Origin of the sequence: Pseudomonas gingeri, from assembly GCF_013386165.1 — a bacterium.
Lineage (GTDB): Bacteria > Pseudomonadota > Gammaproteobacteria > Pseudomonadales > Pseudomonadaceae > Aquipseudomonas > Aquipseudomonas gingeri_C.
Map to the genome: position 1 here is coordinate 621,049 of NZ_JACAOS010000016.1, position 13,103 is coordinate 634,151.

Consider the following 13,103-nt stretch of genomic DNA (forward strand, 5'->3'; position numbering starts at 1 on the left):
CGCCTGATGGCCTCATCGCTGGCAAGCCAGCTCCTACAGTTTGCTGGGGTGGTTTTGTCGGATCAATCCTCGGCGCTGTCGTCCAGTTTCCAGTAGCCGACCGCCTTGAGGAATTCTTCGTTCAAAGCATGGCTGCCCAGCAACACCTTGCGGATCTTGCGTGACAACGCCGCTTCGGTCGCCACCCAGGCGTACAGGCTGCCTTCGGGGATGCTCAGTTGTTCGACGGTGCGCAGCAGGTCCTGCTCTGGCGCATCACGGCGCACCCAGGTCACGTCCACCTGTGCCGGACTCTGCAGCACCTGCTGCTCTGCGGCGTTTTCCACTTCGATCACCACCCGCGCCCGTCGATTGGCCGCCAGGCCTTCCAGGCGTCGGGCGATGGCCGGCAGCGCGGTTTCGTCGCCGATCAGCAGGTAGCTGTCGAAGATATCCGGTACCACCATCGAGCCCCGCGGGCCGCCGATATTGAGGAACTGGCCGGGCGCGGCCTGGGCTGCCCAGGTTGCGGCGGGGCCGTCGCCGTGGAGGACGAAGTCGAGGTCCAGCTCGCCGCTGTCCAGGTCATAACGCCGTGGGGTGTAGTCACGCATGGCGGGCATCGGGCCATTGTCCTTGGCCCCCAGCACCATCGTTTCCAGCGCCGCCTGTTCGGCGGCGCTCTGTGGGAAAAACACCTTTACATGGTCGTCCGTGCCCAGGCTGATAAAGCCCGCCAGCTCCGGCCCGCCCACGGTGATGCGACGCATGCGCGGCGTGAGGTCGACAACGCGCAACACCTCCAGACGGCGACGCTTGATTTCGTGCATGACGCGATGAATCACCGGGTTAACTGCATTCATAGCGATTTCTCCTGACCGGAAGGGGTGGTGCCCGGGCCATCGACGATGGCTTTGGCGGTGTTGTTCAGCAGGTCGCGAACCCGAAGGATTTCTTCCGGGCTCCAGCGACCGTTGTGCAGTTGCAAGGCGTGGCGCAGGTTGTGCACCGCTTCGTGGATTTCCAATGGCCGTTCATGGCCGCGCAGCGAGCGCTTGCTGACATCGATGCGCATGCGTACGCCATCGAGGGCCACGGCCTGTTCGAGCAGTGACTGGCGCCCGGCGTCGGTCACGCTGTAGCGTTTTTTTCCGGCGGCGGCGTCGCCGATGATCATTTCGCTTTCTTCAAGGAAAGTCAGGGTCGGGTAGATCACGCCGGGGCTCGGGCTGTAAGCGCCGTCGAACATGCCTTCGATCTGGCGGATCAGGTCGTAGCCGTGGCAGGGCTGTTCGGCAATCAAGGCCAGCAGCAACAGCTTCAGGTCGCCGGGGGCAAAGACCCTTGGCCCGCGCCCGCCGCGTTCGCGACCGGGGCGGCGTTCGAAACCGTCATGGCCGTCGCCGAATTCCCGGGGATGGTGACGATGGTGGGGATGTTCCTCTCTCATTTCTCTTTCTCCTGTCTAGTTAAGATATACCTTAAGATATATCTTAACTGTGCGACAAGAAAAAACGACGAACGGACGTTCAGCCCGTTTGTGCTGATATGCCTCTCAGGGTTGTGTTGTGTTTTCTGTGATGACTTAGCGTTTTCCCCTACGGCAATCGAAGAAAAGCACTCTAAGCAAGTCCGGGACAGCTCTTTACCATGCCGTCTTGTGTCAAAAAGGCGGGACTTATCATGTCCAGTTTCTTGTTCGGAGCGCTGCTGTGGGTATCACCGGCGCTGTTCCTCTCGGCTCACGCCGCCCTCGATGGGGCAACAACCGTTTCATCAGCCAAGGTCCTGAAGGGGTTGCAGCCCAAGGCCGCGCCAGCGCCCATCGATAATGTCGTTGGTCGGGCCCATCAACTGATCGGCACGCCGTACCGCTGGGGCGGGATGTCGGTCAACGGTTTCGATTGCAGTGGCTTGCTGGTCTACCTGTTTCAGCAGGAAGCGGATATCAAGCTGCCGCGCACCACCGTCGCCATGCGCCGGTCCAACGCCAGGACCATTGAGCGGAAAAACCTCAAGCCGGGGGATGCGGTGTTCTTTCGGCGCAATGGGCAGAACACCATCAATCATGTCGGGCTCTATATCGGCGGGGATAAGTTCATTCACTCGCCGCGCAGCGGCAAGACGGTCCGCATCGACTCCCTCAGCAACAGCTATTGGAAAAAAAGCTACACCCTCGCCAAGCGCTTTCACGCTTCCCGCTGAGGCCTTTCTCCCGCCGTCAGGGCGTTTTCGCGACTTTCTGTGGGGTACACAACGTGTTGCTGCCCGGTTGCAGGTAAGGCGTCAGGATCGGCGCCATGCCCTTGAGTACCTGCACCGGCAAGGCCGAGGTGAATTTGAACGACTCGGCCGAGCGCCCTGGCACGAAAGCGGTCAGGGTGCCGAAGTGATGGTCGCCGATGTAGAACACAAAGGTCGCCGTACGGTTGATCGACTTCGAACTCAAGACTCGCCCGCCGGCACCGATGGCCTCGATGCGGTTGTCGCCGGTGCCGGTTTTCCCACCCATGGCCAACGGTGTGCCGTCCGGCTGCTTGAAGCTACCGGAGACCCGCCGCGCGGTACCCGCATCCACCACCTGTGACAAGGCTTCGCGCAGGGCGGTGGCGACTTCCGACGGCATCACCCGTTTGCCTTTGTCCGGGTCGTTGACCAGGCGGGTGTCGTAAGGTGTGTTGGCGGCGAAGTGCAGGCTGTCGATACGCAGTGTCGGCATGCGGATGCCGTCATTGAGGATGATCCCCACCAGTTCGGCCAGGGCCGCCGGCCGGTCGCCGGAACTGCCGATGGCAGTGGCCAGCGACGGTACCAGGTGATCGAAGGGGTAGCCGACCTGTTGCCAGCGCTGATGGATATCAAGGAAAGCTTCAATCTCCAGCATCACCCGGATCCGGCTGTCGCGGGCGCTCTTGTGCTTGCTCTTGAACAACCAGCCGTAGACTTCCTGGCGTTCGAATTCGCTGGCGGCCACCACCTGGCTGAAGTGCGCCTGGGGGTTGTTCAGCAGGTAGCCGAGTAGCCACAGGTCCAGTGGGTGAACCTTGGCGATAAAGCCCTGGTCGGGCAGGTCGAAGGTGCCGGGGCCGTAGGTCTTGTAGAGTTTGGCCAGGCGTTCGTCGGTGACTTTCTCGGTTTTCAGGTGAGCCCGGACGAAGGCATTGAACGCTGTTTGCGGGGCGTTCGGCAGCAGGTAGCGATGCACGGCGGCAAGGCGAATCGGCGTTGGGTGCATGCCGTCGAGGAAGGTATCCAGGCGCTCCTGGGACGTCTTGTTCTGGTACTTCTTCCAGAAGCGCAGCATGAAGGCGGTGCCCTCGCGGTCGGCGAAACGGGCCAGGTATTCCTGGCGACGCGGCTCGTTGTCGTCCTTGAGCAATTCGGCGCTGTTGTTCGGGCCCTGGTAGGTGCTGTAGCGCACCAGGTCGCGCATCAGGCGGATAAAGGGCAGGTTGATCGACTCGCGCAGGGCTTCGCGCAAGGTCGGGCTGCGACCGTTGTCTTCCTTGCGGAAGTTGTGGAAGTGGTGCAAGCCGCCACCGGTGAAAAAGCTTTCGCCAGGGTTGGCCGAGTATTGCCGGTTAAGAGCGGCATCGAGCATTTTCGGCAGGGAGCGGTCGCTGTTCTGCGCCAGGTAATCCACCGACCAGCGGGTGATCGGGTCCTGGGATTCGTCGGTGGCCTTCTTCAGTTCGGCAGGTGACTGGTTGCCATAACGGTCGCGCAGTTCGGAAATGATCTGCAGGTAACTGGTCAGCACCCGCAGTTTGGCGGTGGAGCCCAGTTCGAGCTTGCTGCCTTCGTTGATGTCGAAGGGTTGGTCGGTGCTGTCGGTCTGTACTCGCACCCGCGCGCTGTCGGGGGTGAGTTCGAAGAGTGTGAAGCTGTAGCGCACCTGTTGCGTGCTGGTGGGGGTCAGCAGGTGATCGCCCAACAGTCCCAGGGACTTGGCGAACTCAGGGTCGGCCAGGTGCTTGAGGTAGTCGCTGGCCTGGCTTTGCAAGTCCGATTGCAAGGTGCTGGTGGCCGAGAGGTCAAGGCGGTCGAGGTCGTAGAGCGGCCGGTCGAGCATGGCCGCCAGGCGGCTGCGGGCCACGCTGATACCCTTGTTCGATTCCACCGGTTGGATCGTCGGCTCTTGCTGCCAGTCGCGGTAGGTCACCTTGCTGGCCAGGGCGGCGGCGGCCAGGGGAGCGTCGATCACCGAGTTCTGGGCCAGCAGGCGGATATGGCTGTCGGTCAGTTCGGCCAGTTCGTCGCGGCCGCGGGCCAGGTAATGGGAAGGGCGACGCTGGGCAATCATCAGCGACAGCACTTGCCGCAGGGCCAGGCCACGTTGCGACAGGCTCAGGGGATCGCTGGCAACGCTGTTCAGCCGGGCGTTGACCTGGGCGAAGTCGGCGCCGTACCAGACGCGCAAACCTTCGGCCATGCCATGCACTTCGCCGTGGCCGGGGACGGCGGACAACGGCACGCTGTTGAGGTAGTCGCGCACCACGTCCTTGCGGGCCTCCAGGGTTTGCGGCCCGCCTTGATACGCGCGCACGCTGGCGGAAATCATCTGCCGGATTTTTTCGCCACCGGAGAGGGTCAGGCCGTCCGGCGAGTGCCGGTATTTTTCCAATTGGGTGGCCAGGGTGCTGCCGCCGGCGGTCTGACCGCCCATATGCAGCAGCTTGGTAATCTGCGACAGCACTGCCTTGCCGAAGCGTGGCCAGTCCACGGCGGGGTTGGCCTCGGGCTGTTTCGGGTCGAGCAGCTCGCGGTTTTCGATAAACAGCAGGCTGTTGACCACCAGCGCCGGGATGGCGTCGAAGCTTGCATAGAGTTGTTGCGGATAGTCGTAGTGGTAGACATCGCCCCCGCGGCAATCGGTGATCGACAGACCGGCCTGGATTTTCTCCTTATACGGCACGAAAAAACCTTCCTGGCTGTAGTCCAGAAGCGCGGGGGAGAAGCGGGCTTGGGCTTCGATCATGTATTTGCGTTTCAGTAGGCGCGGTAGGAATTCGCCGAGTGCACTGTAGCCCAGGCGCTTGTCGAAAGGTCCGTCACCGGGATAGAGCATCGAGTCGCTGGGGCCGGGCTCCAGCGAATAACCGAGGTCGGCGGCAAGACGGCTGAACTCTCGTGCCTGGATTTTCGAGCTGCGCATTTCCCGCGAGGCGGCAAACCCCAGCAGCACCAAGGCAATCAGCAGTACCAGCCAGAACAGCCGCCACCACAGCCTGCGTTTGCGGGGTTTTTTCGGTAAAGGCGCTTCATTCGCACTGTTGGTCGGTACCACAGTGTCGTTCGAGTCGGATTGCAACAAAGCGCCCATAGTCGATTCATCCATTCACGCAGATTGATCGCACTTGCCTGAAGCTTAGACGCTGCTTGAGGAAGGAGAAAAATATGTGTGATGCGTCAGATATTTCCGGCTGGTAATCGGGGCGGTGTGCTTATCGGTGACATGAATCCGTGACAGCCGTCATGTCGGGCAGTCTCTGGGCGGACATTGACGAATCTTCTGTCGCATTCGCTCATCAGGCGCTGACCACTTGCGCAGATTGGCCCAGGCGTTTGTTGAGGTCCAGCCAGCCGGCCAGCGCCGCCATCAACGCCACCCCCAGCAGCGCACTGAACACTCGCACCGGCAAGCCGTCCCCGGCCTGGGCGTTGAGCATGTCTGCCAATGGCGCCAGCAGCACGCCGAAGCAGAACACTTCCAGCGAGTACCGGCCCATCCGGCAACTTTGCCGCGCCAGCCAGTGATCCAGCCAGGGGCCATTGGGCAACAGCTTCGCCAGCACATAGGCCAGCGCCAGGAAGTGCAGCAAGCGCGCCGGTGACAGGTTGGTCTTGCTGATCGGATAGAGCCATTCACCCAACAACTTGGGCATGAAGGTGTCATGCACCTGGGGCCATTTCCAGGACAGGGCGATCACCCCGCAGGCCAACAGGTAGGCCGCAGAGCTCACGAACAGCGGTTGTCGCGACAACGGACGGGGTTCCGGGCGCTTTTCCCGCTGTCCATGGATCGCCGCCGCGCCGCCGAGCACAAACAGCAACTGCCAGGCCATGGGGTTGAAGAACCACACACCACCCTCCTGGGCCGCCAGGTTCCACTGGAACCAGGGCGCCAGCAGGTACAGCAGCACCGACAGTCCAACCACGTATTCGGCCTTGCGCAGTAGCATCGGCAGTATCAGCGGCAAGCCGAGCAGTAGCAGGATATACAGCGGCAAGGGGTCCATCAGGTTGGGTTTGAAGCGCAGCAGCAGTTCGTCCACCAGCGCCTGCTGCGGGTGGGTGAGGAAATACTGCAAGCCCATTTCCTGCACCAGGTCGCGGGTTTCCACCTGGCTGTTGGCAAAGAACACAATGCCCATCAGCAGCGCCAGCAGGAAGATATGCACCACATAAAGCACCCAGGCTCGGCGCAGGATGCGCACGCTGGCCACCAGAAAGCCGTCGCGGCGGGCGATCTTGCCGTAGGCCAGTATCGCGGCGTAGCCGGCTAGAAAGACAAATATCTCCGCTGCGTCGCTGAAACCGAAATTGCGCACGGTGAGATGGGCGAGAGGGTTCTGCGGCACGTGATCCCAGAAAATGAAGATCAGCGCCAGGCCCCGGAAAAAGTCGATGCGATAGTCGCGTCCGTTGGAGATCACGGGAAAACTCTTGGGCGAGTGTTGAATAGGACTGTTCTGGCTGTAAGAAATTGCACGCGATACATCGGCGGCGTGCAGGTTGGCGGGAGTCGGGGGGAATTGCAAAGGCGGGGGTATTACTGAATGTCACAGTGTTGTGTCTGGGGTTGCCCGCGAGCATTTGTCGAGGCGTGTATGACATAGAGCCTGAGCTCCATATCGCCTGCGCGCTTGGCAAACTGGCACTGCCAATCATTGGGGAACGGACGCTGTTCATCCTCCCAGTGAATGGCGGTCACCCACCACACGCGCTTTTTGATACTCGCTGGCAAGTGGTCAAGGTCCTCAAAAAACACGCTATCCCGGTCTGCGTAAATGAGTGTGGAGGCGCCGTAGCCATTGGGTCGATTGTGATGCGTGGCATCCCAGGGCGGTTCAAAGAGTAAAGGCCTGACACCCTTGCGGTTGTAATAGGCAACACTCAAGTATTGGTATCCACCCTGAACGACGATGCTATCGCCCTGCAGAAAGCGCTCGTCTATATAGGCGACGATCTCATCAATGGGGTTGGCCTGCTCATTGCGGGGGTCATCCAGCTCATCTTGTTGAGCATAAAGTGTCTGCAGACCGATCAGTTGGACACTGAGGATGAGCAGGATTGCGCTCAAGGCAAGTAAGGGCGTCCGATTCGCCAGCCTGCTGATGGCCACGGCCAGTAACATGGGGAGGCCCAAGGCGGCAAAAGCCACATAACGTTCCATGAAAACAGGAAATATAAAAGAGAGCAGGAAAACAGAAAAAATCGGCAGGAACGTATGCAGCGAAAGCAAAAGACCAAATTTGAAGCGGCCCTTTATCTGAAAGGCGCCCGCCAGGGCCAGCGCACAGATGAACAGGGGGAACAGGAGGTTGCCTGGGGTAAAAAGATCCAGCCTGTCTCTGAGGGAAAAGAATTTCCAGATGGAAGAAGGCAATGTATAAGCCGTCGGTTTCGGTATCCAGAAAATATCGCCACCGATTCTAAACTGTTCAGTATTGAAAAATATTTCGTCAATTGGACTGATCAGCCATGGCACATACAAAAGAGCAATACTGATATTGGCCAACCACCACGCCGAACGGAACACAGGGCGGGTTGGAGGGTTTTTCTGGAGTGCCAGAATGGACAGGTATACCCAGTGCGAGAGCACACAGAAGAGAGCAAAGTAATGGGTATAGAGCGCTGCCGTCATGAGCAGTGCGTAAGCCACCAGGTATCGGTCACGGGTATTTTTCAGCCAGTAGACCAGGGCGATGGTCGCCCCCAGCAGCCAGACGAATTCCAGCGTATACATTCGTGCTTCCTGGCTGTACCGGACGGCGATCGGAAACAAGGCGAGAAACAGCCCCGCCAACACCGCCGTGCGCGGTGTATCCAGCAGTCGCATCAACCACATGCCCAGCAGAGTGCTCAGCACTCCAGCCAGGGCACTCATGGCCCTTTGCGAAAATACACCGTCCCCGCAAACGGCGATCCAGGCATGAAGCAGCAGGAAATAGAGTGGCGGATGTACGTCGTGCCCCGTGTGGAACCATATTCGCTCGGGGGATTGGACGCTCATCAGGGCCGAAAAGGCCTCGTCGGTCCAAAAGTAGGGGTTCTGAATGGCATAAAAACGAACACCTATGGCCAGCGACAGGACCAGTACCCAGAGGTGTTTTTCAGATAGCCAAGGCAGGTTTGAAAGGATCCCGCCATAGCGTTTTTTAGCGTCCATGTTTTCCTGGCAACCCACACTCACGGGCAGGAGCCTGACACTAGAACGGCTCAACAGGCCTGTCTACTGTCAGAAATAACAGGTGTGTACGTGTGGGCGGTAGAGTGATCTGGACAGAGAGGCTCGTCTATACCTGTGGTTTCCAACAGTAGACAGAGTTGTTGGTGCGGCCTAGTGTTGAGGTTTCACCACGCTGGTGTTTCGTTGTACGTGGAGGGGCCCCCCATCGGGCGGGTATTTCTTTCCGGCTGCGGAACCGAAAATATGGCCGTGTGTGTGTTGCTCAGGTATTTTTCGACTTGGATTTATATCGGTATTCTGAATACGTTGATCCACTGGGGCGTCTTTCTGACGCTGCACAACGTTCTGTCGGTTCGTCAGGTTTTCAGTAATGTCTGCGCCTTTGCGGTGGCGGCCACGTTCTCCTTTTATGCCAACTCGCGATATAACTTCAGGCGCACTGCATCGTGGTCGCGCTATCTGTCCTTTATCGGCTTCATGGCGTGTTTGAGTGCGGCAATAGGCTGGCTGGGGGATCGGGTAGCCATGCCCAGCGTCGTGACACTAGTGGTCTTTTCAGGCGTCAGTCTGGTGGTGGGTTACTTGTCTGCCAGTTACTTGGTCTTTCCAGGCAAGGCGCCTATATTTTCCGCCGTCAAAAGCTGACCGTTCAAGTGAAGGCGCCTGGCTGACAGGCGCCTTGACCCTCTTTATGCGACCGCCATCTCTTGGGGTTCGAAGCTATCGGCCCGCGCCATCTGCCACATACGTGAATAGAACTGGCCATTGACCTCGCCGGTCAGCAACTCACCCGGCTTGAGGAACACATGCAACTGCGAGAACAGCTTGATCTCGGTCGTCGACATCCGCCGGACCAGGTGCTTGGCTTCCAGCTGCGCCGGATGCTCCAGCCCCGCTGCCGCGAGCATTTCGGCCAGCGCCTTCAGGGTATTGCGGTGGAAGTTGAACACCCGTTGGGCCTTGTCCGGCACTACCAGGGCGCGCTGGCGCAAGGTGTCCTGGGTTGCCACGCCGGTCGGGCACTTGTTGGTGTGGCAGCTCTGGGACTGGATGCAGCCGATGGCGAACATGAAGCCCCGAGCGGAGTTGGCCCAGTCGGCGCCGATGGCCAGCACGCTGGCGATGTCGAAGGCGCTGACAATCTTGCCGCTGGCGCCGAGCTTGATCTTGTCCCGCAGGTTCAGGCCCACCAGGGTGTTGTGCACGAACAGCAGACCGTCGCGCATCGGCACGCCGATATGGTCGGTGAACTCCACCGGCGCCGCGCCGGTGCCGCCTTCCTTGCCGTCGACCACGATAAAGTCCGGGAGAATGCCGGTTTCCAGCATGGCCTTGGCAATGCCCATGAATTCCCACGGATGCCCCAGGCAGAATTTGAAGCCCACCGGTTTGCCGCCGGACAGCTCACGCAACTGGGCGATGAAGTGCATCATCTCGACCGGCGTGGAAAACGCACTGTGTCGTGATGGCGATACGCAGTCTTCGCCCATCATGATGCCGCGGGTTTCAGCGATCTCCTTGGTCACCTTGTGCTTGGGCAGAATACCGCCATGGCCAGGCTTGGCGCCCTGGCTCATCTTGATTTCGATCATCCGTACCTGCGGGGTCTGCGCCTGGGCAGCGAAGCGTTCCGGGTCGAAGCGACCGTCCGCGGTGCGGCAGCCGAAGTAGCCGCTGCCCAGTTCCCAGGTCAGATCGCCACCGTTCTCGCGGTGATAGGGGCTGATGCTGCCTTCACCGGTGTCGTGGGCGAAGTTACCGAGCTTGGCACCCTGGTTCAGGGCGCGAATCGCGTTGGCGCTCAGGGAGCCGAAGCTCATCGCCGAGATGTTGAACACCGAGGCCGAGTACGGTTGTTTGCACTGCGGGCCGCCGACGATCACGCGAAAGCTGCTCGGGTCGCTCAGCGGCGCCGGGCGCATGGAGTGGCCGATAAACTCGAAGCCGCCCTGGTACACATCGATCAGGGTGCCGAAGGGCTTGTCGGCGCTTTCGTTCTTGGCCCGCGAATACACCAGCGAACGCTGGGCGCGGGAGAAGGGCAGGGCGTCGCTGTCGGATTCCAGCAGATATTGGCGGATCTCCGGGCGAATGCCTTCCACCAGATAACGGATATTGCCCAGGATCGGGTAGTTGCGGCGCACCGCGTGGGGACTTTGCAGCAGATCGAACAGGCCCAGCAGGCTTAACAGGCCGGTCACCAGGGTGAAGGGCCAGAGCCAGTCATGCTCCAGGAACGGCAGGCTGGCCAGGGTGAAAATCACACAACCGGCAAAAAAGGCGTAGCGGCTCAGAAGGGACAGACTCATACGGTTTCCTTTGGTTCGGACTCGTCGGGAGGTGAGGCATTCTGCGCCTGTAGGGAAAATCAGAACAGCGAGTCGTTCGATTCCCTGTGATCAGTCGCGCGGGCCTACTGTTGCGCTGGGGTCCGAAGCATGCGCGGAATGGCCGATCCGAGGTTGGGGATTCGCGCACCGCTGGTGATCTCGAAACTCGCTTGATTCTCGGTGTCTGAACTCCCGCCGACGAAGACGCTGAAAGTGCCGGGTTCTATGACCCTTAGAAAATAGCGGTCCAGCAGCGCAAAGTCGTCCTGGTCGAGTTGAAAGGTCACCGTACGGGTTTGTCCCGGCGCCAGCTTGACTCGGGTGAAGCCCCTGAGCAGGCGCACCGGGCGGGTCACGCTGGCGACATTCTGGCGCAAATAGAGCTGCACGATTTCCTCGCCCTCCCGTGGGCCGCTATTGCTGACCTCGACCTGTACGTTCAGCACGCCTTCCGCCGGCAGGCGCGTAGCGCTGAGTATCGGAGGGCCATAGGTGAAGGTCGTGTAGCTCAGGCCATAGCCAAAGGGATAACGCGGGGTCCAGGGCCGATCCAGGTATTTCGAGGTGTCGTGCTCGTCATTTCCCGGGGGGCGCCCGGTATTTTTATGCGCGTAGTAAATCGGGACCTGACCCACCGAGCGCGGAAAGGTTATTGGCAGTTTGCCGCTGGGGTTGATGTCGCCGAAGAGAATATCGGCGACCCCATTGCCCATTTCCGATCCCAGGAACCAGGATTCGAGTATGGCGGGCACCTGCTCGCTCATCGACGGGAGCGCCAAGGGGCGACCATTCATAAGCACCAATACCAGGGGTTTGCCGGTTTTGATCAGCCGTGCCAAGAGTGCGTTTTGAGCGCCGGGCAGCCCGAGGGAGGTCCGGCTGGTGGCCTCGCCACTCATTTTGGCGGTTTCCCCCAGCACGGCAATGATGGCATCGGCCTTGGCCGCGGCCTGCACGGCCTTTTCGATCCCGGCGGGTGGGTGATCAAGGGGCGATGCGGCGCTGATATAGGTAACCGCTGTGTTCGCTGAAACGGCCTGCTTGATACCGGCCAGCACGCTCACCGATTCCTCGGGGCGTCCCTCAGCGTGCCACGGGCCCAAGGTCGAGAGGGCATCATCGGCCAGCGCCCCGACCACCAACAGTGCGTGCAGGTCCTTGGGCAAGGGCAGCAGCGCCTTGTCGTTTTTCAGCAACACGATGGATTTTTGCGCCGCCTCCCGTGCCAGTGCGCGGGTCTGTGGCATGAGCAGTCGGGCTTGCTCATGGGCCGGATCGCTGTCGCGATAGGGGGCATCGAACAGGCCCAGTTTTTCCTTGGCCTCCAGTACCCGCCGCACCGCGTCATCCAGCTGTTGCTGCTGGATGACTCCGGCACGTACCAGCGCCGGCAGCTCCTGTCGGTAGAGGTCGCTGACCATGTCGATATCCACCGTCGCCTCCATGGCCAGTCGGGCCGCCGCTGACGGGGTGGCTGCGACACCGTGCACCATCAGTTCCCTCACCGCATCGTAATCGCTGATGACGAGGCCTTTGAAACCCCATTGCCTGCGCAAGCGCTCATCGATCAACCCACGGTTGGCGTGCATCGGTATCCCGGCGATTTCGTTGAATCCCGGCATGATGACGTCGACACCCGCCTCCACGGCCGCGCGAAAGGGCGGCAGGTAGACTTCGTGCAGCGTACGTTCCGAGAGATCGGCGATGTTGTAGTCGCGCCCGCCCTCGGCAGCACCATAGGCGACGAAGTGCTTGGCGGTGGTGAGCAGCGACGAGGGATCGCCAGGCCCGCCTCCATGGAAACCGCGCACACGGGCCACCGCCAATGCGGAACCGAGGAAGGGGTCTTCTCCCGCGCCTTCCACGACTCGCCCCCAGCGCGGATCACGGGCGATATCCACCATCGGTGCGTAGGTCAAGTGCACCCCGCCTGCCGTGGCTTCCATGGCCGCGGCCCGCGCGGTGCGTTGCGCCAGCTCAGGGTCCCAGGCCGACGCCTCGGCGAGGGGGACGGGAAACAGGGTTCGATAGCCATGAATGACATCGAAGGTAAACAGCAGCGGGATATGCAGCCGTGACTCCTCGACAGCCAGGTGTTGCAGCCGAAGAGCCGTTGCCGCCCCCACGTTGCCCAGCAGCGAACCGGCCTGCCCCTGGCGAATGGTGTCATCGTCGGTGTTTTGCGCATGGGCTTTGCTGGGCGTCTCTTGCAGTTCTATCTGGTTGAGCTGTCCGGCTTTCTCTTCGAGTGTCATCTGTCCGAGCAGGGTTTCGATTCGATCGGATTGCCCTTCGATAGACCTGACGTCGCCTGGCATGAGCATACCGATGGCGAGGAGCGCGACCAGCGTGGCGCTGATTGGCGGGAACCGTCCCATCGC

At 60.7% G+C, this 13,103-nt stretch carries 9 protein-coding genes; 2 read left to right on the forward strand and 7 right to left on the reverse strand.

Going from position 1 to position 13,103, the window contains the following annotated elements:
• Positions 1–62: 62 nt before the first annotated feature.
• On the reverse strand, positions 63–842 hold the full coding sequence (locus HX866_RS19170) for a siderophore-interacting protein (RefSeq protein ID WP_177140250.1): 780 nt from the start codon (positions 840–842) through the stop codon (positions 63–65).
• Positions 839–1,429, reverse strand: a complete 591-nt coding sequence (locus HX866_RS19175; RefSeq protein WP_177096564.1) for a PadR family transcriptional regulator — start codon at positions 1,427–1,429, stop codon at positions 839–841. Before HX866_RS19175 ends, HX866_RS19170 begins: the two co-directional genes overlap by 4 nt.
• Before the next feature lie 233 nt (positions 1,430–1,662).
• On the opposite strand from HX866_RS19175, the gene HX866_RS19180 reads away from it, so the two are divergent.
• Positions 1,663–2,184, forward strand: coding sequence for a C40 family peptidase (locus HX866_RS19180; RefSeq protein ID WP_177103727.1), 522 nt, complete (start codon positions 1,663–1,665; stop codon positions 2,182–2,184).
• A gap of 16 nt (positions 2,185–2,200) precedes the next feature.
• On the opposite strand, the gene HX866_RS19185 is transcribed toward HX866_RS19180, so the two are convergent.
• The 3 genes from HX866_RS19185 to HX866_RS19195 all read right to left on the reverse strand — a co-directional run bounded on the left by HX866_RS19185 (position 2,201) and on the right by HX866_RS19195 (position 8,371).
• Entirely contained in the window at positions 2,201–5,302 is a 3,102-nt protein-coding gene (locus HX866_RS19185) for a transglycosylase domain-containing protein (protein WP_177103728.1), read from the reverse strand.
• A gap of 205 nt (positions 5,303–5,507) precedes the next feature.
• Positions 5,508–6,632: an OpgC family protein gene (locus HX866_RS19190; protein WP_177140309.1), complete on the reverse strand. Its 1,125-nt coding sequence runs from the start codon at positions 6,630–6,632 to the stop codon at positions 5,508–5,510.
• A 119-nt stretch (positions 6,633–6,751) separates the two neighbouring features.
• A complete protein-coding gene (locus HX866_RS19195) occupies positions 6,752–8,371 on the reverse strand; it encodes a glycosyltransferase family 39 protein (RefSeq protein WP_177140251.1) in 1,620 nt (539 codons plus the stop codon).
• Positions 8,372–8,635: 264 nt separating this feature from the next.
• Between HX866_RS19195 and HX866_RS19200 the strand changes: the two genes are divergently transcribed.
• Positions 8,636–9,037 (forward strand): GtrA family protein, encoded by a 402-nt coding sequence (locus HX866_RS19200; RefSeq protein ID WP_218179720.1) that lies wholly within the window; start codon positions 8,636–8,638, stop codon positions 9,035–9,037.
• Between the two features lie 44 nt (positions 9,038–9,081).
• On the opposite strand, the gene HX866_RS19205 is transcribed toward HX866_RS19200, so the two are convergent.
• Positions 9,082–10,701: an FMN-binding glutamate synthase family protein gene (locus tag HX866_RS19205; protein ID WP_177103730.1), complete on the reverse strand. Its 1,620-nt coding sequence runs from the start codon at positions 10,699–10,701 to the stop codon at positions 9,082–9,084.
• A 104-nt stretch (positions 10,702–10,805) separates the two neighbouring features.
• Positions 10,806–13,100: a beta-glucosidase BglX gene (gene bglX / locus HX866_RS19210; protein WP_218179057.1), complete on the reverse strand. Its 2,295-nt coding sequence runs from the start codon at positions 13,098–13,100 to the stop codon at positions 10,806–10,808.
• Positions 13,101–13,103: the final 3 nt, after the last annotated feature.